We start from the raw sequence: 26,395 nt of genomic DNA, 5'->3' as shown, positions 1-26,395 counted from the left end.
GTTTCCAACCCAATAAATGGCTTTGTATTTGCCATTAGTTAATAAAACAAAAAAACTTTTTTAGACTATACATCCTATGAAACAACGTTTTGAGTTATTTCAAAATTTAAGTGCCTCTGATGACAACCTTGATGATTTTGAACAGGCAATCCCGTTAATGTCCGAAGAGGAAGAACGAGAACTCACTGAAGCTGAGATCCCGGACTCCCTCCCTATATTACCTCTCAAGAACACCGTATTGTTCCCGGGAGTTGTAGTACCTATCACTGTTGGTCGAGATCGCTCGCTGGCACTTGTAAAAGAGGCCTATGAAGGAGATAAAATCATTGGTGTGGTAACTCAAAAGAACGAAGATATTGAGGAGCCTGAGTATAAAGATTTGCATACTGTTGGAACAGTAGCTCAGATTCTTAAACTCATTAAAATGCCGGATGGCAGCAAAAGCATTGTCATTCAGGGAAAATCCAATTTTAAGGTTAAGGATTTCATTCAGAGTAATCCCTATTTCAAGGCTAATGTTGAACCCTACGCCAAAGAAATGGATATAGAAGGAGTGGAACTTGATGCTTCTGTTCGTAACATCAAAGAAACAGCGGCCAAGATCATCAATATGTCTCCAAATATTCCATCTGAGGCCTCAATTGCCGTTGATAATATCAATAGCCCTACCTTTTTGCTGAATTTTATCTCATCAAATCTGAACGTTTCAGTGAATGAGAAACAAACTCTTCTCGAAATTCGGAAATTCTCTGATAATCTGGACAAGGTCATGGAATTTCTGGAAAAGGAAGTTCAGGTTCTGGATATGAGTGAAAAGATCCGCACCAAGGTGAAATCAGATATTGACGATCAACAGCGCGAGTTTTACCTACGGCAACAAATGAAAGCCATTCAGGAAGAACTGGGTGATGATGCTGAACAGCAGGATATAGAAAAACTGCGCGAACGTTTATCCAAAAAGAAATTACCGGAAGATGCTCGGGAAACGGCTGAAAAGGAACTACAGCGTCTGGAAATGACACCAAGTGCCTCACCTAATTATGGCATAATCTATGCTTATGTAGAATGGATCCTCGATCTGCCTTGGAATGAATTCTCCAAAGATAAACTGGATCTAGAATTTGCCCGTAAGGTACTTGATGAAGATCATTACGGTTTAGAAAAAGTAAAAAAACGTATCGTAGAGTACCTGGCTGTCCTTAAACTCAAGAAGGATATGAAAGCCCCTATTCTCTGCTTTTACGGCCCTCCCGGTGTTGGTAAGACATCTCTCGGTAAATCAATCGCCAGAGCCTTAAATCGTGAATTTGAGCGTTTCAGCTTAGGCGGAATTCGGGATGAAGCCGAGGTTCGAGGTCACCGAAGGACCTATATAGGTGCCCTGCCCGGCCGAATAATCAGATCCATGAAAAAAGCCGGAAAAGGTAATCCGGTTATTATGCTTGATGAGATCGATAAGGTTGGTGCAGATTATCGTGGTGACCCTACTTCTGCCCTTCTCGAAGTTCTGGATCCTGAACAAAATGACACTTTCACCGATAACTATATGGAGCTTGAATACGACCTCTCTAAGGTCATGTTCATTGCCACAGCAAACTCATTGGATACTATTCCGGCTCCTTTGAGAGACAGAATGGAGATCATCAATATCAGTGGTTACACTCTTGAAGAGAAAACACAGATCGCCAAAAAGTATCTAATTCCAAAACAGATCGAAGAAAATGGTCTTAAGGAAGATCAGATAACTATCACAGATGAGGCTATTGAAAGATTGATCGATCAATACACGCGTGAATCAGGAGTCCGTAATCTGGAACGGCAGATCGCTGGAGTGTGCCGAGGTGTGGCTGCCAAGATCGCTTCCAACGAGATTGAGAAATTTGATGTAGATGTTGAGGACGTGGAAGAATTTCTTGGAAAACGCAAGTTCTTCAGCGATGCTGCTGAACGAACAACCGTACCGGGTGTAGCAACAGGCATGGCTTGGACTCCCTATGGAGGTGACATCCTGTTCATTGAGGCTAGCGTCTCGAAAGGATCGGGTAAATTAAACATAACCGGTCAATTAGGTGATGTCATGAAAGAATCAGCTATGCTCGCTGTTTCGTACCTGAAAGCACACTCTGATGAGATCGGTATTCCAGAAGAAGCTTTTAAATACTGGGACCTTCACGTACACGTTCCGGCCGGAGCAGTACCTAAAGATGGACCATCAGCCGGTGTGTCACTTATGTCAGCCATAGCTTCCATCTTTACACAAAGAAAGGTAAGAGGCACTATCGCCATGACAGGTGAAATCACCTTACGCGGACTTGTTCTTCCCGTGGGCGGTATAAAAGAAAAAGTTCTGGCTGCTAAACGAGCCGGTATCAAGAAGGTTCTGTTACCGAAGAAAAATGAAAAAGATGTAGCCGAGATAGAAGAAGATGTACTTGGAAATCTTGAGGTGCAGTACCTTGAACGAATGGATCCACTGTTGGATGTAGTACTTGAAGACAAACCTGAGATCGAACCAAATGATTTCTTTAAGGTTAGTGATGCACATAAAGCAGCTGTTTCCGGAAACAACGGTAAGCTACCTGATGATGTGGAAGTGGTAAGCCGAGATTCTGATAAGAAATAATTCCAGATTATTTACTGGAATGACTAAAAAGGCGAGCTCAATGGAGCTTGCCTTTTTTATTTGCAGGAATTGCTATAATTCGTTCCAATTCTTTTTCGACATGTCGAAATCCAAGTTCGATCACAATTATAGCATTTTTTCATCCTTCTAATTTACTGCAAAGAGTGCAGATTCCAGGTAACTTGCAACGATGTATTTTTAAAAAGGTGACAGTGAATATGAAGTTTAGATACAGGCCAAGAACCGAAATTTTATAGCAGTTTAAAACAGCTAACAGTTGAATGTGGCATCATATCTTATAATTCTAAAGCTATTGTTGAACTTTAGAGGTACTATGAAAAGGATTTATCGATAGCGTATTATCACAAACAGTCAACGGCATCCAAAGCCATATGAATGATAAAACCAAGTCCGATTAGTTGAATGATATCAAGTCGCTTTTTAACTGACTTTTTAAGTGATCTTTTCTTCAGAAGTACGGGTATCAAAAATAGCAGAACATATAACCCGATAGCTAAATAACTATGCAGCGGATGAAAATTGATAGAGCATCTCAAAGGTTCATAAATGGGATCAGCCAGTAAATGGTCAACATCAACGAGCATAGTAATAATCATTAGTGAGGAAGCAAATATCCAACGAGTCCTGTAAAATATAAAACCGGCCAAGAATGGTATCAAAAAATGTAGTACAACATGAATCATATCCAAAATTAGGGTGATTTACCTCAATAGTCCAAACAATTAATATTACGATTATAATTATTTACTTCTTATTTGTTCTTGTTAATCCCTTCTACTTCCGTATTTTTGGCACATGCAAAAAGGACGCGTTATACAATCAACCGGCAGCTGGTACCTTGTGGATACCGGAGAAGAAATCGTGGAAAGCCGTTTACCAGGTCGTTTCCGACTGGAAGAAAAAGAAGTTACCAATCCTATTGCTGTTGGTGACTATGTGGAGATATTCATTAACGATGATAGAACCGGAACAATCGAAACTATAGAGACACGGGAGAATTACATCACCCGGCAGGCTACTCATGGAAAACGTGGCGAGCAGATCTTAGTGTCTAATCTCGATCAGGCCTGTGTAGTTCAATCTATTAAAAAACCTCGCATCAAAGAGGGCTTTATCGATAGAGTATTGGTTACCTGTGAAGCCTATGAAGTAAAACCGGTGATCATTATCAACAAAATTGATCTTGCAAAGCAAGGTGGAAGAGATTTTGCAGATGAACTGGAAGGACTGTATACCAGTCTCGGTTATACAATTTTGCAAACTAGCATTGAAGACCATGATTCGCTTGAAGCCCTGAAGGAATTACTCAAGGATAAGACCTCTGCTTTTATAGGTCCATCCGGTGTGGGAAAAACGAGTCTCATTAACGCTATTGATCCTAACTATGCACTTAAAACCGGAAAGATCTCAGATTTTTCTAATAAAGGTAAACATACAACCACCTTTGCCCGGTTGATCCCACTCTCTTTTGGTGGCTATATTGCAGACACACCCGGCATCCGGGAATTTGGATTGGTAAATATTGAACCATATGAACTTTCCCTTTTCTTTCCTGAAATGCTGGAACCCCGGGAACATTGTAAATTTCATAACTGTACACATAACCACGAACCTAAATGTGGAGTGGCAGAAGCTTTTGAGAACGGAGACATTGCAGCCAGCAGGTATCAGTCATATTTGAACATGCTGGAATCTCTTTGACAAAGTCGTAACGTTTAGAACATTTCTAACTCTTAATGTTGTCTGTATGAATTATTACAGATATTGCACTTAATCAATAATAATTATCAGGTGATTCTATGTTAAAAAATTACAGACGTTTATTAAAAATCGGTTTAACATTAATGATTACGGCATTTTTCGCCACCGGATCTGCATATGCTCAGCTGGGTGATATCGGTGCTTTCCTTCGAGCCGGTGCAGATGATGCCACTCTATTAACCAAAGAATATCTTAAGCCATTTCCTACCGGATTTGGAACGGGTTTAAATGCAGGTTGGACTGAAGAAGCTGCTCCAAAAAAGGAACTTGGATTCAGTTTACAGATACGTTCTTCTCTCGCATTGGTTCCAACTTCTGATCAGGAGTTTGATATTTCCACTCTAGGGTTAAACAATATGGAAGTTGCGCCCGGAAACAGCTCCATTACTCCAACAATTGCGGGTAATGATTCCCCGGGGCCGGAAATGATCGTAACAGATGACAACGGCAACGAGCTTACCCGCTTTAATATGCCTGAGGGCACTGGATTTGCATTTGTTCCTGCTCCAACAATTCAAGCTAGCATTGGCTTGATAAAGAATACAGATGTAACCGTTCGATACTTTCCTCAAACTGACATCAGTGATTTTGGCAGTTTTGGAGTCTTAGGTGGTGCAATCAAACATGATATTACACAATGGATACCAGCTGGAAGTGCGCTACCTGTTGATATCTCTTTAATGGCAGGATTTAACAGGATCACTGTTGATGGTAATTTAGATGTACAACCTGATCCTGGTGCTATCCCAAATGATCCAAGTAACGTTGGAGATTTCAGTGATCAGGCAGTAAATACTTCCACTAATACCTTTGTGATCAATGCCCTTGTTGGTAAATCATTGCCTATTATATCTGGATATGTAGGAGCCGGTTATCAGAAATCTACCTTTGACTTAGACGTTAATGGTGACTATCCGGTATCTTTACCTCTGAACCGTTATGAAGTGGTCAATGATCCTATCAGTTTTTCTTTAGATGGAGAATCAAGTGTACACCTACTTGGTGGTTTCAGGGTCAAACTTGGATTCCTGGCTATTTATGGAGAGGCAACACTCGCAAACTATTTTACAGCTAATGCCGGTGTAGGTCTTAGTTTCAGATGATCTGCAAAAACATATTACATTAAAAAAGGCGCTAAAATAGCGCCTTTTTTTTTATTAATATTGGGTATAAATACTTTTAAACTGCTATTTCTAAATTTTCAAGAACCGGATTTTCAATTTTGGTATCTGATTCTATTATTCCATCACGCAGGCGAATCACACGGCGAGCATGATCTGCTATCTCCTGCTCGTGAGTTACTACGATAATTGTATTCCCTTGCCTGTATAATTCCTCAAAGAGCATCATGATCTCCTCACCTGTTTTAGTATCAAGGTTTCCTGTAGGCTCATCCGCGAGGATGATAGAAGGATTATTAACTAATGCTCTGGCAATCGCTACCCGCTGTCGCTGACCACCGGAAAGCTCATTGGGTTTATGATCGATACGATCTCCCAGTCCGACTTTATTCAACACATCTTTAGCCCTTACTTTACGGTCAGCTGATTTCATTCCTGAATAGATCAAGGGTAATTCAGCATTGGCAAGACAAGAGGTCCTGGGTAATAAGTTAAAGGTTTGAAATACAAATCCGATCTCGCGGTTCCTGATTTCAGCCAGTTCCGCATCGTCCATATTACTTACATTATTTCCATTTAATATGTAATCACCGGAAGTGGGTGTATCAAGGCACCCGATCATATTCATCAATGTTGACTTGCCGGATCCGGATGGACCCATAATAGCAATGTATTCGTTTTCAAGTATATCAAAGGTTACCCCGGCCAATGCATGGACTTCGGTCTGCCCCATTTGGTAAACTTTAGTAAGATCAGATATTTGAATGACAGCCTTTTTGGACATAATGTTTCCCTGATTAGTTATTTACCGTTTTAGAATTATTTACTGAGATTTTGTCACCATTTTTTAATTGATTAGAAAGCATGCGATAACTTCCTGTCACGATCTCTTCCCCTGCTTCAATGCCTGCCAGAACTTGAATGTGAGTATTATCACTGATACCTGTCTCAACCTCTTTACGCACAGCTTTGCCATCTTCAATCACAAACACAACCTTTCGTATATCTTCTTGCTCGATAACCAATTCATTGTCACGATCAGAAGCCATGATCATTTCTGCTTCATCATCAGAACTTTCTGTTGAATCGGATTCAGCAGCATCATCCATTGCAAAATCACGAACGGTAACAGATTGAATAGGAACGGAAACCACATTCATAGCGGTTTGTGTCTCAATATCAACAGTTGCAGACATGCCGGGACGGAAATTAGGAACAAACATCTCTTCAGGATCTTCCGAGACTTCATTGCGTACCATCTTTTGAGGGCTGCTGTCAAGGTTGTGTGGTGTGGTAATGCGAACTTTGACGGAGTAATTTGTTACCTGTTCATTGGTTCCACTACCCGTTATTCTTGCAGAGTTAGCGATCTCTGTAACTACACCTTTGAACATACGTTCTGGGTATGCATCTACTTCGATTCGAGCAGTATCAGCATAATCTACATTGACGATATCGTTTTCATTGACTTCCACCAGAACTTCCATACGATCCAGTAAAGAAACACGCATCATCTCGGTTCCTGCCATTTGAGCGTTACCTAAAACACGTTCGCCCTCTTCCACGCCCAGTCCGGTTATGGTACCGTTCTGTGGCGCTCTGATCACCGTTTGCTCGAGTTCTTCGCGAGCCTGCCTTAGTTGAGCTTCAGCACTTTGTATCTGATATTCTGCAGCTTTAAGACTTGCCTGCTGGGAATCATATTCTGATTTGGTTTGAATATACTCCATTTCGGAGATCAGATCTTTTTCAAACAGTTGTTTATCTCTTTCAAATGCCGCTTTAGCTCGTATCAATGAGGCACGGGTTTGTTCAAGTCTTGCTTGTTGAGTCAACAAAGCTGCATTCAGGTTATCGATCTGTGCCTGATATATATCGGGCTTAATCCTAACCAATAGATCATCCTGACGAACAAAATCACCTTCTTTAACGGCTAGCTCAATGATCTCACCTGAAACATCCGGGCGAATAATAACCTCAATTTCCGGCTGAACCTTACCGGAAGCGGAAACCAACTGCGTAATGGTTTTAAGTTTTGCAGTAGACGTTTCTACCTCTTTGCCTTCATTGGCGTTTCCTATCACACCTGTGAATCGAAGAGTTAAACCAGTCACAATTACGATACCTAAAACACCGAGTATCCAATAAAGTGGTTTTTTTGCAGATGATTTCTTATTCGCCATTTTGTGTACCTAACCTGTTTTAATCTAATTAATTAATTAAAATTCTACGTTCTCGCTGCTGAGTTTACCCAAGTAATAATCAAGTAATTTTTCTTGAAAAATGAGATTGTAAACCGCCTGAGTATAATCTGATTGTGCACCAACATAATTTGCCTGAGCCTGACTCAGTTCGATCAACGTGCTAGAACCGACATTATAGCGTTCTTGTTGTGTTTCAAAAGCGCGCTCACTTGCTTTTAATGATTTTTCAGAAGCCGACAGCTGTTGTACGTAGGAACTGTAGTCATTATAAGCCTGAGTTACCTCCTGAATAACCTGTAATCTAGAGTTATCAAGATTCAACTCAGCATTTTTAAGCTGTACTTTGGATGATTGAATATTAGTCATGCGGTTCCAGTTCTGGAAAATTGGAATATTGACTGAAAACCCAAGTGAACGGTTAATACGTTGATCAAAAAACTGATCACTGAAACCAACATCTTCACCAAGAACAGAGTATTGATCACTGTAAGAACTTGACAGTCCGAAACTGGCTGAAACAGATGGATAGAGGCTTCCTTTTGTGATACTCAGCTGATATTCCAAAGCTCTGATATTTGAAATAGAACTTTTCAGGTCAGAACGGCTCAGCAATGCCTGATCTATCATTTCGCTAAGCGAATAGGTCTGTATATTCGCTGAAGAGATCTCAGATTCAATTTCCGGAACTTCAAATTCGTAATTGCCTAGTGGATCGATCTGCAGCTGTCTTATCAAAAGCAGCTTACTGAACTTAAGACTGTTATCTTGTTGCGTAAGCAGTAATTCGTCGTTGGCTACCTGTGCTTCCTGATTGTAAAGATCAACTGTTGGTCGGGACCCTACTTCTACCTGTGCCTGAACCTGTTCCAATTGCTTAAGAGAATTATCAAGGTTCTCTTTTCTTATCTCGAGCAACTCCATATCAAGCAATACTTGCAAATAGCTTGAAGCCGTATTAAAGATTACCTGTTCTTTTGCTCTTTGATAACTTTCCTCTTCTGAAATTTTGGATTGTTGACTGGCACGAAGTGAATTTATGTTTTCAAATCCATTGAAAACCGGGATGCTGGCATTCATGCTTCCGGAAATGGATTTAGAGGTAATATCCACAAACGGATCCAGGCCTTCACTAAATCGATCTGAAATAAACTGTTGACCGGTTCTTCTTGAACCGTTAATGTTACTGCTCACTGAGGGAAGAAAATCAGCATATTCACTTTTTAGCCTGTAGTCGGATAGATCCAGATTATTTTGGGCTTGTTTCAGCTGATAATTGTTTTCTAAAGCTATTTCAATGGCTTCCTGAAGAGTAATAGTGCGCGATTCCTGAGCAAAACCGCTGTTTGTTATAAACAGAAGTGCAATTAGGAATAATGATGATATAAATCTTTTCATGATTGATGTTCGATTTGTGTTGACAGATTGGTACACGATATTTGACGAAAATAGTTGCACTTTAGTTGCTCTATTTTCAAAATTTAAATCCTTTTACAGGAGAGAACAGCTTTTAACCCCAGATCAATTTCGGTCAGATGTGTCTTTATGCTTATGTTCAGCAATTTTTTCATCCAGGTAGTCTAATAGCAGACTTAGTCCTTTTCTGGCAAGCACTTTTTTGATCTCACGCGAAATTCCGGAATCAGATGTACTGCTTCCTTCACGAGTATATGATGATAGTCCGGATGATTCCTTTCGGCCTTTACCCAAGAAAAAGCCGAGTACTAAGGAGGCTCCTAATGCAGGCAGAGGATACCTGCGGATAATATTCTTGGGATCCATGTTGGATGATACTCCTTCTCTCACTTCGTCAATTGACTTATCCAGGTCAGATTGGATATTGGCCAATTCATTTTCCAATTCATTCTTTTTCTTTTCCAGATTAGACAATTTTTTTTCAGACATTATCTTCAGTTTCTTTATTCAAAGTTTTTTCGGTAAGCAATGTTTTTTCTTCCAAATCTTTTTTTTCAAGGGAGCTCAAAAGTTCGTTAAGCATTTGGTCCTGAATTTTCTTGACTAAAGATTTCGGCTTTGTGATCACCAGAATTAATCCGATAACCACAATTGGAGCTGAAACAATGGCAAAACCCGCCCACTCTTTTCCAATCAGCTCACCCAAAAAGATCGACAAGGCAATCAGTGCAAAGACTAGTCCCAAACCAAGTATCGTGTACCCAATTAAACTCTGAACCGATCTTCCGACCCAGTAAGTGATCTCACCGCTTATATTAAGAATGGTAAGCTCCATTCTTTTTTCTACATATTCTTTAAGCTCGTGAGTTACGTGCTTGATGCGTTTGCCCAGATCATCCATAACCGATCAGTCTCCCGATGTGAAAATTTTAGATACCACAAATCCGACTGCAAGTCCTATGGCAACAGATTTTATAGGATTACGCCGAATTGTGTCTTCCGTTTTATATTTAACCTCTTCGAGACGTCTCTGAAGTTCTTCATCTTCAAGAATTACCCGTCCCCGTTCTATCGCGTTATCTAACCTTTCATTTAAGTTTTGCAGGATCTCTTCATTCATAACTGTGCCCTATGTTTTTATCTTAATATAACAAATTGAAGCGGATGCTTAAATCATTAATTTGCTCAAAGTTATTCATACCTTAAACTTTCTATGGGATCCAGTTTTGCTGCTTTGAAAGCCGGATAGACGCCAAATAACAATCCTATTAAAAGCATACCAACAAAACCGCCTACCACCGACCAGATAGGTACTACTACTTCTGTATCTATCCAAACAGCCATCAGGTTTCCTACCCCTATCCCGAATATCATCCCAATAATTCCACCAAGCTGACATATAAAAACGGCTTCCATCAAAAATTGATTGGTTATCGCTCTTCGCGTAGCCCCCACAGCTTTTCGGATCCCGATCTCCCTGGTTCTTTCAGAGACAGAAACGAGCATAATATTCATAACGCCAATTCCGGCTCCCAACAGAGTTATAAATCCAATAGCAAAACCTCCTACATAAAGCGCATAGGTGAAAGTATCAAAGGTGCCGGCCAGGCTTTCATTTGTTGAAACTTCAAAATCATTAATATCTCCCGGACCAACTTTTCTTATCACACGTAATATTCCGGTAATTTCATCAACTGTCCTCTCTATTAGGTCTATCTCCGGTGCTTTGACTTGTACAGAGATGCTTCGGTTTTTACCATAAATGTTCATAGCCGTTGTATAAGGAATAAGAACAAAATTATCGAACGATTGTCCGAAAATTTGCCCCTTGGCTTTTAGAGTACCAATAACCTGAAATGGCTTTCCTTTGAATCGGATCTCCTTTCCTACAGGATATTGAGTTTCGAATAAGACGTTTGCTACATCTTTTCCAATGATCACGACATTTCGGCCATATTGAATATCATCACTGTTGAAGTTTCTGCCATCCTCGATCTCATATGAATTGTTATCAAGATAATTCTCGTTACTCCCTCGTACCGCTACATTTGGCTCAGTTTCCTGATCCATAAATGATATATCTGTGATGTCAAAATATTCATCCGGACTCATACCCCGACCAAGTTGCATTTGCTCCTCAAGCCTTTCTGCTGTTTCAAAGGTGATATCCTTTCTATTCCTTACACTCTCATCCAATGATCCCATCTGAACGGCTGGTGTTTTTGAAACAACGATAACATTACTTCCCATGATACTCATGGTATTCTTAAAATAATTGTCGAGCACAGCCACTGCTGTTGTTGATACGATCACTGAAAAAACCCCTATTACCAAAGCCAACAACGTAAGACCGGATCTTAGCTTATTAGCTTTTATTGAGTCGTAGGCTTGTTGTATAGTTTCTTTTATCTGCATGTTATTCGAACCTTAAGGATTCAATTGGATCTGATTTTGCAGCACGATAAGCAGGGATGAATCCAAATAGGACTCCAACAGCTGTACAAATACTAAAGCCGAGCATGACCACACTCACATTCATTACGGCAACAAACGCCTGATTGATTAGTATGGTAAGTCCGGCAGCCAAGGCCACTCCTATCACTCCACCCAATAAGCATATGGCTATGGCCTCCAATAAGAACTGTAATAGAATTTCCCAAGATTTAGCCCCTACAGCTTTTCTTATTCCGATCTCTTTTGTTCGTTCGCGAACTGAAACAAACATAATATTCATCACACCGATACCCCCGATCAAAAGAGATAAGCCACTTAAAATGAATCCAACCGCATAGATGCCTGCTTTCATCCCTGCCAGTTGTTGCTTAAAGGCTTCAGGCTTATTCAATGAAAAGTCATTGTCTTCTGTGGCATCAAGTTGCCGTATTCTTCTCATTATACCTTCAAGCTCGTACTCACCTTCCACCAGAGACTCCTGATCGTCAAATTTAACTCCGATTTGCAATCCGCTTCTTAATCCATAAATATTTTGATAAGCTGAAATAGGAATAATAATCCGGTTATCAGTATCCTCCAGACCCATAAATTTCCCCTGTTTTTCGAGCACGCCAACCACCGTAAACCGTTTACTACCAAGCCTGATCTGTTTACCTAGAGGTCTTTCAAATTCAAAAAGTGATTCTTGTAATGTTTTTCCGATCACAGCGACATTAGATCCTGACCTGACCTCCTGTTCCACATACATACGGCCTTCATCGATATTCAACCCCTGAATTTCCAGATAGTTTGCTGTAGCTCCATCCAAGCCAACTGATTCAGCGCTTTTTTCCTTATACCTGACACTGACACCCCTGCTAGCTGAAGCTGCTACACTTTTTGCATAATCACTGTATTCACTTATCTGGTCGACATACTGCAAATCCATTTCTTTGCGATTTCTGTACTCCCACCATTTATACTCGCCGCCCATGCCCCATGGCCATTTTTCAACATAGACCACATTTTGGCCTAGCATAGACATACTTTTTTCAAAGGTAATATCCATTCCAGTAGTCACAGAGTCCACCACTGTAACCATGGTAATACCTATGATTATACACAAAGCCGTAAGTGTAGACCGTATTTTATTTGTTTTCAGGGCAATGAGGGCGATCTTTGCCCCTTCGGAAAAACTATTTAAAAATCTCATATGAAATATTCAGTGGTTCAATAAATGGTTACGTATTAAAAATTAATTCGTTGCACTTAGAGATGATTATTTTATTTACGAACCTGACAACAATATCTATTATCTTTTTATCTGACTCTAAAAATACAAATTATCAGCTCATGAAATTAGATGTACTTGTTTTTGCTTCTCACCCTGATGATGCGGAATTGGGTTGCGGAGGTACTATCGCTTCTCTTACTTCTGCCGGTAAAAAAGTGGGTATCATAGATCTTACCAAAGGTGAAATGGGAACACGAGGCACTGAACTGACGCGTGCACAAGAAGTTGAAAATGCCTCAGAGATAATGGGTATAACCTATAGAGTTAACCTGGATCTGGGAGATTCTTTTATCCTCAATACTCGTGAAAATCAGATCAAGATAATTGAGCAGGTACGCAAGACACAACCCCATATTTGCATTACCGGCGCTCCTTTTGATCGCCATCCCGACCACGGAAAAGGCACTTCACTGGTTTTAGACGCCCTATTTTATTCCGGATTAAAGAAGATACCAACCTCCAACGCTAAAGCGGGGCCTCAAGATCCCTGGCGCCCTTCTCATATCCTGCATTATATGCAGGATCGGTCCATTGAAACCGATTTTGTTTATGATATCTCGGATTACTGGGAAATAAAGAAAAAGGCTATACTGGCATTCAAAACTCAGTTTAACATAAATGAACCGGGTAACGAACCGGAGACCTATATTTCATCTAAGAATTATTTCAAACAGTTAGAAGCCCGGGCAAGGTATTTTGGACACTTATCAGGATTTACCTATGGCGAGGCTTTTCAATATTACCTTTCTCCAACTCCGCTTCGTTCAATGGATGTATTTTTTGAGCATACACCAAAGCGATGAATAATCCCCGATCCCGGTGATTCACAATCACTTCATTTGATTTCCATAGATTAGGAAAGTAAAAATTTAATCAGATGAAATTTAAAAAGGCACTTACTTTTCTAGTTTCAAGTATTATTGCAGCCAGTACCATATCTGCTTTATCAGGATTGTTAAGTTCAGGTGGGCCCGGAACTTTTAACTATGATTCTATCCGTGATCAAACTATCAATATATACGGCACTGGCATTTACCAGCATATGTCTTATGAAGTAGCTATTCAGGGAATCGCACAGGATTTGATCACACTCTTGATCGGAGTTCCTGCTTTAATCATCAGTTTCATATACGCCTCAAAAGGTTCATTAAGAGCCCGGATCATTTTTACAGGAGTAAATTTTTATTTCTTCGTTACATATCTGATGTATCAACTAATGGCAATGTACAATCAGCTCTTTTTGATCTACGTATTTTTAGCGGCGGCTTCTTTCTTTTCCCTATTACTCAATTTGCACCCACTGAGTCCTTCGGATGTGAAAAAAACGTTTTCTAAAAAAGCTAAGACTACTTTTGGTGGGGTATTTCTGATATTCAATGGGGCTGCTATCACTCTTATGTGGTTGGGAATGATCGTTCCACCACTTCTGGATGGATCAATTTATCCTCTTGGTGTTGAACACTACACAACATTAGTGGTCCAGGCAGTTGACCTCAGCTTATTGCTACCACTTTCATTCTTATTTGGGTATTTGCTCTATAAACAGAAACCTGAAGGATATCTATATGGAACAGCTTATCTCGTCTTTTTAGTTTTCATGATGACTGCCTTACTTTCCAAGATCATATTTATGGGTGCATATGGATATGAGATCATGCCGGTCATAATAATAATTCCAGCGATCTTACTCTGTGCACTGATAGGATCATATGGCATGCTTAAGGATTTTAAGTTTAGTCAGTAATTAGGTTTTGAATCCGGCTCATAGCTAACGTATCGGTCAATATTACGAGCAACCTCAATGCGTTTAATAAAGGAGTTAATGATTTTTCTGTATAGCTCTTCTCCTAATACTTTGTCTTCAATACCACTGTCAATGTTTGGGTTATCGTTGACTTCTATTACAAATACTTTGCCATCTACCTCCTTCAGATCAACACCATATAATCCATCACCCATCAGTTTTGAAGCTTTCAAAGCGGTATTGATAACATTATCGGGGACCTGGTCAAGCGGCAAGGTATCAGCATTTCCTTCCAAATCCGCTGAAGTTGAATTCCAGTTATAGATCTGCCAATGATTTTTTGCCATGTAGTATTTACAGGCAAACAAAGCCTTGTGATCCAGAACCCCGATCCTCCAGTCAAACTGAGAGATCATAAATTCTTGTCCTATCACAAGATCAGAGCCTTTAAACATGTCATTTAGTGAATCTTCTAATTCATTGATAGATTTGACCTTAACTACACCCATCGAAAATGAGCTATCGGGTTTTTTCAATATGATGGGCAAAGAAATTGAGGTTAATTCTTCTTCAGTGACCAACCCTTTCATGAATACTTTTGTAGCAGGTGCCGGAATGTTATTCAGCTTCAAACTTTCATGTAAAAATACCTTATTTGAACACCTCAGTATCGACCATGGATCATCAATAACAGCTAACCCTTCTGCATATGCTTTTCTTGAGAATTTATAGGTATAATCATTTACATTTGTTGTATCACGAATAAAAAGAGCATCAAACTCGGAGATCCGGTTAAAATCATCTTTGGTGATAAACTCAGTATCAACACCCATATCTTCAGCTACACTTCTCAATTTTTTCAGTGCCTTTTTATTTGACGGAGGGTGTTGATCTGCAGGATCAGTCAATATTGCCAGATAGTATTTATAGGCCTTCATTTTTGTTCTGTGGTATCGCTTGGTTTTAAAATAGGAAATGGCCATTTGTTGTATTAATGGAATCTCACTCTTATCAATTTTATTCAGACTTAAAGCCCGGACCTTTCTCACCTTCCATTTATGAGTTCGTTCAAAGTCTACCTGAAATAATGGGTATTGAAATATATTATATAGACTGTTTGCCAATAACTTATACCTATCAACTAAAGTCTTACTAAAGTATATTTTAAGCGTCAGTTTATTATCATCAAACCCCTTAAAAGACGATTGAATTAAGCCATCAATATCTTCCGTCAGTGATTTTATCAGGCTGATATTTTGCAGGTCTCTGATGTTTGTGACGTTAGGTATTGCGCGATGTTCTCTTGCTGACGCAAGTAGCGATACATAATATCCTTTGCTTTGGTACCGATAGGAATTACATAAATTGAATATCCTTAAAGCCTTTTCAGAATATAATCCCTTATTAGTTATATAATCTTTTGATGAAACGATTTCCAAATTATCAACCTCGATACTTAAGGAATTTCGGTCATCCGTCACAATTACATTCTTAATTCTGCTTTGCTGAGTATTTGCAGAGATGATCTTTACCATTTTATAAGCGTCCACACCTTCAGCATAGTAATCCTGACTTAGCTCGGCAACCTCATACCCCCTTTTTTTATACCAGTTTATTAACTTTTTATTTCCGGCATCTGCCTCCAGACTGATTCGCTCGAACCCACTAAAACCGGAAATACCTTCAGCATGCTTCAGCAAAGCATCTCCTATTCCCATACCCTGATAATTTTGAGATGTAGCAATTGAATAAATTCGAAGGGTCTTTTTGTAAGCATATAAGATCAAGATTCCACAGATGTCTGTGTCCCCAACGTTTTTACACTCTGCTAACCATACCTGTTGAAAATTACTTCTAAGTGAAAGCTTCAATGTCCTTCTTGAGCTTTGCTGAAAAACCGGAAAAACAGTTCTTTCTATATTAAGGATCCTTGTAAGATCTGTTATATTACCCCTGCGAATATTGAGATCCATATCTGACTCATTGAGGATTAAAACTCAATGATATTACTTTTTTCATTATCAGTAACGGTTATTGAAAAAATAATTTATAAAATAAATTTAACCAGTTATTCTGATAGCTCATTTTCATTGAAGCATTTCTTAATTTCCCTAACAAGAAAATCAGCGATTGGTTCATTGCCTGCAACGATCCTTTTTCCAAATAACCAATCATTCCCACCTTTCCAGTCTGTCACCCTGCCTCCTGCTTCTTTTATAATTAATGAACCCGCAGCTACATCCCATGCACTCAATCCATATTCATAAAAGCCTTCAAAACGCCCACAGGCTACATTACAAAGATCCCAAGCAGCTGTACCGGGTCTTCTTACACCATGTGTTTTTCCCATCATCCGCTTGAATAATTTCAGATAATTATCAATTAAATCTAATTCTTTGTACGGAAACCCTGTTCCTATAAGCGCTGAAGACGGAGCTGTTTCATCGGAAACCTGAATAGGATCTCCATTTCTAAAAGCACCCCGGCCTTTTACAGCATGGAACAACTCATTGTTGGCCACTTCCATGACCAATCCAATAAGCGGCTCTTTGTTCTCCCACAATGCGATGGAGATACAATAAGCAGGAAATCCATGTGCAAAGTTTGTGGTACCGTCAATGGGATCGATGATCCAGATCCGACCTTCAGGTATTTTATCCTTTTGCTCTGACTCCTCTGCCAGAACCTCATCACCCGGAAAATATTCCTTGATACACTCAATGATCTTTTTTTCTGAGGCCAGATCAGCATCCGTTACCAGATCATTCACCCCTTTCAAGCTCACGTTAAATGAAGAATCTTCAGCGTAGTCACGGATGATCTTCGCAGCTGCACGAGCCGCTTTTTTTGCCACTTTCAATTCGTTTTTATAACTCAAGGTGATTCTCTTTATTAATCTGTTTTAATAAAGATATCATACAATAGATGTCAATCCCAAATTGTACCGGTAATTCCTTATTCCTTCTTTAATCTCATTAAAAAAATGAGGATATTCACAGCCCAATTTCTTACCTAAAGCATATTTAGATGATCATCCCAATTGCCAGCGACCATGCCGGATATCCGGCTAAAGAAAAAGTAATTAAAATCCTGAAAGACATGGACTATGATATTGTTGATTATGGTACTCATTCAGAGGAATCCGTTGATTACCCTGATTATGCCGTTCAGGTTGCTCAAAAAGTTAATGATGGAGAGTACAAACTTGGCATCGTGATCTGCGGAAGTGGTCAAGGCGTTTGTATGACAGCTAATAAATTTCCAAAGATCAGAGCCGGGCTGGTTTATTCCAAAGAATCTGCTGAAATGACCCGGCTGCATAACAATGCTAATATTTTGTGCCTACCCGGCAGAGAGTTGAACGAAGATCAACTTAAAGAGTTTGTTAATACCTGGCTGAACACAGAATTTGAAGGCGGCAGACATAAGCGTCGAATTGATAAAATTGAATCCCTAACAAAATAAATGCTTACATGAAGTCATTACAGGATCAGGATCCTAAGGTCTTTAAACTTCTTGAGGAAGAAACAGATCGTCAAAATTATAATCTGGAATTGATAGCATCTGAAAACTTTGCTTCCAGGGCAGTAATTTCGGCGATGGGCAGTGTGCTAACAAATAAGTATGCTGAAGGATATCCCGGCAAGCGCTACTATGGCGGCTGCGAGGTTGTTGATGTAGTAGAAAATGTTGCTAGAGACCGTGCCAAGGATCTTTTTGGAGCCGACTGGGTAAATGTTCAGCCTCATTCAGGTGCCACTGCTAATGCAGCCGTTTATCTTGCCTGTATGAATCCCGGTGATACATTATTGGGCTTCGACCTATCTCATGGTGGACATTTAACCCATGGATCCCCTGTAAACTTTTCCGGCATCACATATGATGCTAAGTTTTACGGTGTGGAAAAAGATACAGGCCGGCTTGACATGAATAAGATCCGGGATAAGGCAAAACAAGTAAAACCGAAGATGATCTCTATTGGAGCTTCTGCATATCCACGTGATTACGATTACGAAGCTTTCAGAGATATTGCAGACGAAGTAGGTGCATTATTATGGATGGATATGGCTCACACTGCCGGCTTGATAGCTACTGGAAATTTAAGAGATCCCTTACCTCTTGCACATGTTGTTACCACCACAACCCACAAAACATTGCGCGGACCAAGAGGTGGCATGATCCTGGTCGGCAAAGACAGTGAGAATACTCTTGGCGTAACGGCAAGAAAATCAGGCAGAACAAAAAACTGGGGTGAGATCTTTGATTCGGCTGTTTTTCCGGGAACTCAGGGAGGTCCTTTAATGCATGTTATTGCAGCAAAAGCCGTTGCTTTCGGTGAAGCACTGGAAGATGATTTTAAGACCTATCAGACCCAAACTCAAAAAAATGCCAAAGCCATGGCAAACAAATTCATAGACCTGGGTTATAACATTGTAAGCAATGGCACAGACAACCATCTTATTCTTATCGATCTAAGAAATAAAGACCTTAATGGTAAGATCGCTGAAGAAGCTCTTGGTAATGCTGCCATCACTGTAAATAAGAATATGGTTCCCTTCGATACAGAGAGTCCTTTTGTGACTTCGGGTATCAGAATCGGTTCACCTGCAATGACCACTCGCGGCCTTAAAGAAGCTGAGTTTGAACAGATAGCTATTCTGATCGATAAGGTGCTGCAAAAGCCCACTGATGAAGAAAATCATAAAAAAGTTGAACAGGAAGTGAGAGACCTTTGCGACAAGTTTCCCCTTTACGATTTTGTAACTACATAATAAAAAACAGAGTTGGAAGAACGGCAAATAATGCAAGGCACCCCTCCTGAAGCCAAACAACCGGCTGACCTTACTGATACTATGTCATTCCTCGAGCACCTCGAAGAACTTCGCTGGAGGATCATCAAAGGATTGGTTGGTGTACTGGTTGGTATTGCGATCGCCTTTGTATTTTCTGATTTCTTTGTTGAAGATGTGATGCTTGGTCCTACCCGTGCAGACTTTTTCATGTACGATATTCTTAGAGTTGAGGCTGAAAACTTTGAACTTCAAAGTCGCCGATTGCCAGGACAGTTCTTCACCTTTTGGGGAACCTTATTTGTGATGGGATTTATCATTAGTTCTCCTTTCTTCATTTTTCAAATGTGGTCATTCATAGAACCTGCCCTGGAGAGAAAAGAAAAGAAAAAGACTTTCTTCAGTGCATTTTTCATCACTTTCTTTTTTCTATTGGGAGTTGCTTTCGGATATTTGATACTGGTACCTTTTGCCCTGCAGTTCTTTGCTCAATTTCAGATTTCTGATATCATTAGAAATGATTTTGATATCAATGAATACTTCAGCTCGGTATCAATGTGGGTAGTGGCCTGCGGTATAATATTCCAGATCCCCGTGGTAAGCTATTCCCTTTCTAAGATTGGCCTACTTACCCCAGAATTATTAAAAACCTACCGTCGTCACGCTATCGTGATGTGCCTGGTTCTTTCTGCCATGCTTACCCCTCCTGATCCTATCTCGCAGGTACTTATAGCATTGCCTCTTACCATTTTATATGAGATATCGATATGGGTGAGCCGTTATGCAAATAAAAAACGTGAAAAGGAACTAAATGAGGCTATAACCGGAGTATCAGAAACCTAAAGGATAGTTCAAATGGATTTATGATCATCATATGGTATTATGATAGGTAAACCTTATCTTCATTCATACTAAATAAGCCATCAGAAAGTTAACAGAGCGATATATTAAATCAATCATCTCAATCCCTACAATGACATTCAGCAAACGAATTTTTCCAATATTACTGCTTTCCTTTTTAACTATCGGATTCATCTCTTGTAATGACGATGATCCTTTTGAAGTGGACTACTCGGCAGTACCTGAGCCTTATGATATTAGCAATGCAGAAAGAGTTGAAACAGAAACCGGTCTGATCTACTACGTTGTAGAAGAAGGAAGCGGAGCATTTGAAGTTCAGCGACGTGATCAGGTCCGAGTGTTTTATACCGGACGAATCAACAACACCGGAGAGATCTTTGACAGTTCCTATCGAAACAGAAATACCTCACCTACCAGTTTTTCCTCACTCGAAAATTTGATCGCAGGTTTCAGAGAAGGGCTAATTGGCATGAAAGAAGGTGGAAAACGCGTACTTATCATACCACCTGAACTTGGCTATGGAAACTCTCCTTCATCAAGATTAAGTGACGACACCCTCCGGTTTGACGTGAAGCTTGATGAGATCATTAGCGACTAATTAATCTTTAGTCCAGATATACCCGTTCTATTTTTGGGGATATTGCCGTTGTGATTTCATACGGTATAGTCCCTATTTTTTTTGCCCAGTTTTTGGCAGACAACTCGTGATTTTTAAGAATAGTAACCTCATCCCCTATTTCGGGTTTGGTTCTATTTATGAATACCATAAAATAATCCATGCTGATAGTACCAACTTCAGGTACTGGAACTGAGTTTAGTTTTACCTGAAAATTGTTTGTTAACCCTCTGAAAATGCCATCTGCATAGCCAACCGGAACCACTCCCAGCCAGCCATCTTCCGGAGCTGTCCATTTGCTTCCATATCCAACCATATCTCCCTGCCTGATCTTTTTGACCTGAACTAATTTTGACTTCCACTCGATCACCGGCTCAAGTTCAGCTATCTCATCCGATCCGGGGGCATATCCATAAAGACAGACACCAGGGCGAACAGCATCGAAGTAAAGGCTTTCATCTCCATAATAAAATATAGCTCCACTGTTTGCGGTATGGGTCATAAGTTCTCTCGGAAACTGGCTTCGAATACTATTAAAGGTTCTCAGTTGCTCTTTCACTCTAGGGTGATGCTTAACATCTGAATTAGCAAAATGCGTGTATATACCTGTATAATTAAGATCTGAGGCCTTCATTTCCTCAAGAGCTTTGCTAAGCTCATCAGGCAACATGCCAAGCCTGAACATCCCGGTATCAAAATGAAGGTGGGCTTTTGTACCGGCCTTCAGTCGATCAAAAACAGAAAGGTCTGAAATACTGGCTGTTATATTAAAATCCAGATATTGCTGTTCACTGCCTTCCGGTGGAATCTCGAAAACAAGGATTTCATTTTCTATACCGTTTTTCCTTAACTCAAGAGCTTCTACAAGTTTTGCCGTACAAAACCAATCTACCTTATCATGAAGATATTTTGCTACCTGAACCATTCCATGTCCGTAGGCCTCATCTTTTACTACAGCCATGCATTTGACACTGTCTCCAACCTTATCCTTTACGGCATTCAAGTTGTTAAGTAGCTTACTTCGGTGTATGTATAAGGTGGAGCTCAAAATCTGCTTTAACTGAATGAAAAGAATTTCTTACGATTGTTTTTTATGATCACTTGGGCTGCGTTGTGCCCTGCCGCGCCAAATACTCCACCACCCGGATGGCAGGAAGCGCTGGAAAGATATAGATTCTTGACAGGCGTTTCATATTTACTCATTTCAGGTATTGGGCGGAACATAAACATCTGATCAAAACTCATTTCTACATGCATAACATTACCTTTTAATAATCCATGCTTACGTTCAATATCCAATGGAGACTGTATGTACCAGTCGATGAGTTTATCCTTCATATTGGGAGCATAATCAGTGACTACATCGTAGATCTTCTGAGCCTCACTTTCACGGATATCATCCCATTTCAAACCATTTGCCAGTTCATACGGGTGCCATTGGGCCCAGGCAAACAAGGTATGATTCCCATCCTTTGCAACCTCAGAATCTATCTTTGAAAAGGTCATACATAAAACAGCCGGTTTTTCAGGGGGCAGTTTTTTAGTATAATCACCGATTGCATTGTTCATATACTGAACTGACGGAGCCAGTAGCTGAATACCGTTATGAATATCAGGATCCCCTGGTGCAGCCGTATATTCCGGCAACTCTTCGACGGCACAACGGATCACCATCCCAAATCCATTTCCTACATTGATGTTTTTTACTTTAGTAAATAATGAATTGTCCAGATGCTCTCTGCCTACCATTTTCATCATAGTGGTCTGAATATGAGCATTGGAAACGATAGTCTTTGCCCTGAATTCTTTCCCTTTCTCGGTTCTAACACCGATGGCTTTATTATTCTCTATCAGTATATCTTCGACCGGATGATCAGCCCTCACTTCTCCACCATGAGCTTCAATCATGTTTTTCATAGCCTGTGTAAGCATACCGCTGCCACCCTTCGGATGTTTGGCTCCACTTTGATGAAGCATGGATTGCCACCCGGCAAAATCACCCGTAGCAGAATGATCAGGTAACGGTCCTGACTGAGCTGCAAACCAAAGTATTGCCGCCTTCATGTAAGGACTTTCGAATGCATCATCCACAACCTTGCCATAACTGGATAATATCTTTTGCAACCCGGCGGCCTGCTCACCTTTCTTGAACATGGCCCCATCTTTGATCTGGGCCTTGGTCATCTCAGTAAATAAATTACCTCCTGAAGGAGTAGTCATGAATGCCTTTAATACGCCCTTGTTGATCTTTCCCCAAAATTCAATAAAATTCTTGTAGTTTTGAACATCTTCAGGCGCTACTTTGGAAATGGATTCGAGGGTACGTTCCACATCTTTCCAGAAATGGATCACGCCATTTCCGGTTGGAACCGGGTACGACATAATAGGATCCATATCAATATACTCCAGACCGTGTTTTTCAAGCTCCAGATCTTCAATAATACCGGTTTGATGGATCATGATATGTACAGACGAACCCACATCCATTCGAAAGCCATTTGGATTTTCATCAGACTTAAACATGGTTTCAGTGCGAACAGCACCACCGATAGTTTTTTCTTTTTCCAGCACAAGAACCTTGTAGCCATTCTTTGCAAGATAACAAGCCGTTACCAAGCCATTATGGCCGGAACCAATTACGATCGCATCATGTATAGACATATAATTATGAGTTTTTGGATGGAATGAAGTGGAACTTTTACTAAGTTGAGGAAACAGGTTATTGACCTGTATTCATTCCAATGATCAATTCCCTAAAGTACTTTAAATAATAGACAATCATGACATTTTTTAAATCATTTTTAGCTTCCTGTCTCGGTATTTTTGTGACTTTTGTTTTATTCATACTAACATTATTCATCTTTTTGATTGCCACTTCTTCCCAACCTTTGCCTGAAGTTAAAGATAATGGAATACTCACTATTGAGATGACCGGCACCCTGCCGGCTCGAGTATTACCAAGTCCATTCGAGACCTATTTTGATCCCGCTGCAGGAAATAAACTTTCACTGGTAACACTGAAGGAAAATCTTACCAAAGCTGCTGCTGATGAAAGGATCAAAGGTGTATGGGTGAAAGCCAATCTGATGAATGCCTCATGGGCGAATCTTCAGCAAGCCTATGATTACCTGGAAGAATATAAAGAAAGCGGAAAGTTTCTCTATTTCAGTACAGATGATATTGGTTTCAACGAACAATCGTATTACCTCGCTACGGTAGCTGACAGTGTTTTCAGTCCGCCCTATACTAATTTTGAATTTGATGGATTTGTGTCTCAATTTACATTTTACACCAATATGCTTGACAAGATCGGTATTGAGCCGGAAATATTCAGAGTTGGCAAATTTAAGTCTGCAGTGGAGCCTTTTTTGGAGACATCTGCATCGCCTGAAAGTCGCCAACAGATCTCTGAAATTCTTAATGCGGCTACCGTAACCTTTACAGACGCAGTAGCCAAAAAGACGGGCAGATCGGTTGATGAGGTCACAGAACTATTAGACAGCCCTCCGGTCAACAGACTTGAGTCAGCTATAGAATTTGGTTTGATCGATGAGCTGATGTTCGAGAATGAAATTGAAAATGTAATCAGGACACGGATGGGAATAGGACCAGACGATGATCTCAATACCATCTCTTTCAAAAATTATGGTCAGATACCTCCTGCCTCGGTAGGCGTGAGCACCCCTTCTACTTTTGATAGAATTGCTGTTATTTATGCAGACGGACCTATCATGCCTGACTTTGGTTCCGAAACTCCGTTTGACAACAATGCAACCATCACATCAGAAAATATTAAAAAACAGATCGATGAGGCGCTGAACAGCTCTTCTGTTAAAGCCATTGTGGTTCATATAAACAGTCCAGGAGGCTCCGCCACAACTTCCGATCTGATCTGGAATGCATTGAAAACAGCTTCAGACAAAAAACCTGTAGTTGCCTCCATGGGCAGTGTTGCAGCCTCAGGTGGTTATTACATTGCCATGGGAGCAGATACCGTGGTCGCTAATTCAAATACCATCACCGGTTCTATCGGGATCTTCAATCTGCTGTTTAACGTTAAGGAGTTGACCGAAGATAAGATCGGACTCGATTTTGAAGTGGTCAAAACCCACCAATATGCAGACCTTCTCGATCTCACCACTCCATTCACCCCTGCAGAAGAAAGAGTGATTCAGCAAAATGTAGAAAACGGATACGAAGTATTCCTCAAACGTGTGGCTGAATCAAGAGGTATGAGCCGTGATGAAGTAAACGAACTGGCTCAGGGCCGGGTCTGGACAGGAACAGCTGCTAAAGATGCAGGATTAATTGACGAACTGGGTTCGATCGACGATGCCATTACTATAGCTGCAGAAATGGCCGGCGTGGAAGAATATAGAATTGAAAACTATCCTAAAGCAAAAGGATTATTTGAAGTTATTATGTCGGGAACCGAAGCCAAAGTTTACAGCTATATCAACAGTTGGTTTCCATTTATGAATAACGAAGAAGTTAAAAATTTAAGGATGCTAATGAATGAACCGGCCGGCCAAAATTGGATGATATTGCCAACCGACATTTCAGTCAGATAACTTAAGCCTATGAATATTGGCCGATTTGAAATAGAACAATTAAGTGAGGGAATATTTGAGATATTTGAGGATGGATTGATCCAAAAATCGACACTCTCTGAGATAAAAGAAGACACAAATCTACCCGGTCTCAGAGACACCTCACAATATATTGGTATAAATCCTCTGCTTATTAGAGATGGTAAGCACAATGTACTGGTAGATACCGGACTTGGGTGGGGATTAGATCATAAAAGTTCTTATACCGATACTTCAAATCTCCTAACCAATCTCGATATTTTCGGACTCACTCCTGCCGATATAACTCATGTTGTCTTAAGTCATCTTCACTATGACCATTCAGCAGGATCAACCTATGTAGATCATAATATGAGTACGCAGCCTACTATGTCGTACGCTAATTATTTTCTTCAAAAGAAGGAATGGTACTTTGCTTTAGAGGAAACAGTCAGCGGAAATCAACGTCCGGGAGCGGGCTATCAGCTGGATGAACTGTATAAACTTGCTGCAGAGGATAAATTGGTGTTTCTAACTGATCAGCATTTTGAGCTATTGCCGGGAATAAAAATAATTCGCACCGGCGGTCACACCCCCGGACATCAGATCATAAAAGTACAGGATGCCGGTGAGACAGCCTATTTCTTAGGAGACCTGATACCAAGCGAATTCCACCTTAATCATTATGCCATGCGAAAGATGGATGTTGATCCCATTGAATCAAAGAAAGCCAAAACTCTGATACTAAGGCAAGCCCTCAAAGAAAACGCTGTATTACTTTTCTATCACTCCCTCCATGCAAAAGCAGGCAAATTGGTCTTGAACAACAATAAAAAATTTGCTCTTAAAGATATACGGTAAGTTATTCTATAGCATCAATTGCCTATTTATTTTGCAAGATTTGATAAATATCCTGTTTTCTTTTCAATAATATCAGGATCTAATA

Annotated in this window: 24 protein-coding genes; 11 read left to right on the top strand and 13 right to left on the bottom strand. The window is 40.2% G+C overall.

The features are described 5' to 3' along the window. Positions 1-76: 76 nt before the first annotated feature. Entirely contained in the window at positions 77-2,623 is a 2,547-nt protein-coding gene (gene lon, locus ACKGJO_RS03640) for an endopeptidase La (protein WP_411322037.1), read from the top strand. A gap of 362 nt (positions 2,624-2,985) precedes the next feature. Here the strand turns inward: lon and ACKGJO_RS03635 are convergent, their stop codons facing one another. Continuing rightward, positions 2,986-3,327, bottom strand: coding sequence for a DUF6122 family protein (locus ACKGJO_RS03635; protein ID WP_411323273.1), 342 nt, complete (start codon positions 3,325-3,327; stop codon positions 2,986-2,988). A 112-nt stretch (positions 3,328-3,439) separates the two neighbouring features. Between ACKGJO_RS03635 and rsgA the strand changes: the two genes are divergently transcribed. Then, on the top strand, positions 3,440-4,345 hold the full coding sequence (gene rsgA / locus ACKGJO_RS03630; protein ID WP_411322036.1) for a ribosome small subunit-dependent GTPase A: 906 nt from the start codon (positions 3,440-3,442) through the stop codon (positions 4,343-4,345). Between the two features lie 143 nt (positions 4,346-4,488). After that, the gene (locus ACKGJO_RS03625) at positions 4,489-5,508 is read left to right on the top strand and encodes a DUF6588 family protein (RefSeq protein WP_411322035.1); all 1,020 of its coding nucleotides are present in this window, start codon (positions 4,489-4,491) and stop codon (positions 5,506-5,508) included. A 76-nt stretch (positions 5,509-5,584) separates the two neighbouring features. Here ACKGJO_RS03625 and ACKGJO_RS03620 read toward each other — a convergent pair whose 3' ends face one another. The 8 genes from ACKGJO_RS03620 to ACKGJO_RS03585 form a co-directional block, all read right to left on the bottom strand. Then, positions 5,585-6,310: an ABC transporter ATP-binding protein gene (locus ACKGJO_RS03620; protein WP_411322034.1), complete on the bottom strand. Its 726-nt coding sequence runs from the start codon at positions 6,308-6,310 to the stop codon at positions 5,585-5,587. A gap of 13 nt (positions 6,311-6,323) precedes the next feature. Continuing rightward, positions 6,324-7,709, bottom strand: coding sequence for an efflux RND transporter periplasmic adaptor subunit (locus ACKGJO_RS03615; protein WP_411322033.1), 1,386 nt, complete (start codon positions 7,707-7,709; stop codon positions 6,324-6,326). A 36-nt stretch (positions 7,710-7,745) separates the two neighbouring features. Next, positions 7,746-9,125 carry a TolC family protein gene (locus ACKGJO_RS03610; protein ID WP_411322032.1) on the bottom strand — a complete coding sequence of 460 codons (1,380 nt, stop codon included), beginning with the start codon at positions 9,123-9,125 and terminating at the stop codon, positions 7,746-7,748. Positions 9,126-9,248: 123 nt separating this feature from the next. Beyond that, the gene (locus tag ACKGJO_RS03605) at positions 9,249-9,632 is read right to left on the bottom strand and encodes a hypothetical protein (protein ID WP_411322031.1); all 384 of its coding nucleotides are present in this window, start codon (positions 9,630-9,632) and stop codon (positions 9,249-9,251) included. Beyond that, positions 9,625-10,044 (bottom strand): phage holin family protein, encoded by a 420-nt coding sequence (locus ACKGJO_RS03600; RefSeq protein WP_411322030.1) that lies wholly within the window; start codon positions 10,042-10,044, stop codon positions 9,625-9,627. The genes ACKGJO_RS03605 and ACKGJO_RS03600 overlap by 8 nt, the downstream gene beginning before the upstream one ends. Positions 10,045-10,050: 6 nt before the next feature. Beyond that, on the bottom strand, positions 10,051-10,263 hold the full coding sequence (locus tag ACKGJO_RS03595) for a hypothetical protein (protein ID WP_411322029.1): 213 nt from the start codon (positions 10,261-10,263) through the stop codon (positions 10,051-10,053). 71 nt (positions 10,264-10,334) lie between these two features. After that, positions 10,335-11,558 carry an ABC transporter permease gene (locus ACKGJO_RS03590; RefSeq protein WP_411322028.1) on the bottom strand — a complete coding sequence of 408 codons (1,224 nt, stop codon included), beginning with the start codon at positions 11,556-11,558 and terminating at the stop codon, positions 10,335-10,337. Between the two features lies 1 nt (position 11,559). Beyond that, a complete protein-coding gene (locus ACKGJO_RS03585) occupies positions 11,560-12,789 on the bottom strand; it encodes an ABC transporter permease (protein WP_411322027.1) in 1,230 nt (409 codons plus the stop codon). Between the two features lie 140 nt (positions 12,790-12,929). Here ACKGJO_RS03585 and bshB1 point away from each other — a divergent pair, with 140 nt between their 5' ends. Continuing rightward, positions 12,930-13,673: a bacillithiol biosynthesis deacetylase BshB1 gene (bshB1, locus tag ACKGJO_RS03580; protein WP_411322026.1), complete on the top strand. Its 744-nt coding sequence runs from the start codon at positions 12,930-12,932 to the stop codon at positions 13,671-13,673. A gap of 74 nt (positions 13,674-13,747) precedes the next feature. Then, positions 13,748-14,614 (top strand): hypothetical protein, encoded by an 867-nt coding sequence (locus ACKGJO_RS03575; RefSeq protein WP_411322025.1) that lies wholly within the window; start codon positions 13,748-13,750, stop codon positions 14,612-14,614. Here ACKGJO_RS03575 and ACKGJO_RS03570 read toward each other — a convergent pair. Beyond that, entirely contained in the window at positions 14,608-16,587 is a 1,980-nt protein-coding gene (locus ACKGJO_RS03570; RefSeq protein WP_411322024.1) for a GNAT family N-acetyltransferase, read from the bottom strand. The genes ACKGJO_RS03575 and ACKGJO_RS03570 overlap by 7 nt on opposite strands. Positions 16,588-16,682: 95 nt before the next feature. Beyond that, positions 16,683-17,492, bottom strand: a complete 810-nt coding sequence (locus ACKGJO_RS03565) for an inositol monophosphatase family protein (protein ID WP_411322023.1) — start codon at positions 17,490-17,492, stop codon at positions 16,683-16,685. A 149-nt stretch (positions 17,493-17,641) separates the two neighbouring features. On the opposite strand from ACKGJO_RS03565, the gene rpiB reads away from it, so the two are divergent. From rpiB to ACKGJO_RS03545, 4 genes are all read left to right on the top strand, one after another. Then, positions 17,642-18,079, top strand: a complete 438-nt coding sequence (gene rpiB, locus ACKGJO_RS03560; protein ID WP_411322022.1) for a ribose 5-phosphate isomerase B — start codon at positions 17,642-17,644, stop codon at positions 18,077-18,079. Positions 18,080-18,087: 8 nt separating this feature from the next. Next, positions 18,088-19,386 carry a serine hydroxymethyltransferase gene (glyA, locus tag ACKGJO_RS03555; RefSeq protein WP_411322021.1) on the top strand — a complete coding sequence of 433 codons (1,299 nt, stop codon included), beginning with the start codon at positions 18,088-18,090 and terminating at the stop codon, positions 19,384-19,386. A 12-nt stretch (positions 19,387-19,398) separates the two neighbouring features. After that, complete coding sequence (tatC, locus tag ACKGJO_RS03550; RefSeq protein ID WP_411322020.1) at positions 19,399-20,247, top strand: twin-arginine translocase subunit TatC; 849 nt, start codon at positions 19,399-19,401, stop codon at positions 20,245-20,247. A gap of 130 nt (positions 20,248-20,377) precedes the next feature. Further along, complete coding sequence (locus ACKGJO_RS03545) at positions 20,378-20,863, top strand: FKBP-type peptidyl-prolyl cis-trans isomerase (protein ID WP_411322019.1); 486 nt, start codon at positions 20,378-20,380, stop codon at positions 20,861-20,863. A 7-nt stretch (positions 20,864-20,870) separates the two neighbouring features. Here the strand turns inward: ACKGJO_RS03545 and alr are convergent, their stop codons facing one another. Both alr and ACKGJO_RS03535 read right to left on the bottom strand, forming a co-directional pair. Next, positions 20,871-21,929: an alanine racemase gene (alr, locus tag ACKGJO_RS03540; protein ID WP_411322018.1), complete on the bottom strand. Its 1,059-nt coding sequence runs from the start codon at positions 21,927-21,929 to the stop codon at positions 20,871-20,873. Positions 21,930-21,937: 8 nt separating this feature from the next. Continuing rightward, on the bottom strand, positions 21,938-23,542 hold the full coding sequence (locus ACKGJO_RS03535; RefSeq protein ID WP_411322017.1) for a phytoene desaturase family protein: 1,605 nt from the start codon (positions 23,540-23,542) through the stop codon (positions 21,938-21,940). 119 nt (positions 23,543-23,661) lie between these two features. On the opposite strand from ACKGJO_RS03535, the gene sppA reads away from it, so the two are divergent. Beyond that, the gene (sppA, locus tag ACKGJO_RS03530; RefSeq protein WP_411322016.1) at positions 23,662-25,452 is read left to right on the top strand and encodes a signal peptide peptidase SppA; all 1,791 of its coding nucleotides are present in this window, start codon (positions 23,662-23,664) and stop codon (positions 25,450-25,452) included. 9 nt (positions 25,453-25,461) lie between these two features. Then, positions 25,462-26,310: an MBL fold metallo-hydrolase gene (locus ACKGJO_RS03525; RefSeq protein ID WP_411322015.1), complete on the top strand. Its 849-nt coding sequence runs from the start codon at positions 25,462-25,464 to the stop codon at positions 26,308-26,310. The last annotated feature ends 85 nt before the right edge of the window (positions 26,311-26,395 follow it).

Origin of the sequence: Gracilimonas qinghaiensis (assembly GCF_046602855.1) — a bacterium.
Lineage (GTDB): Bacteria > Bacteroidota > Rhodothermia > Balneolales > Balneolaceae > Gracilimonas.
The sequence above is the reverse complement of the archived record's forward strand: the minus strand, read 5'-3'. Positions and strand labels throughout refer to the sequence as shown.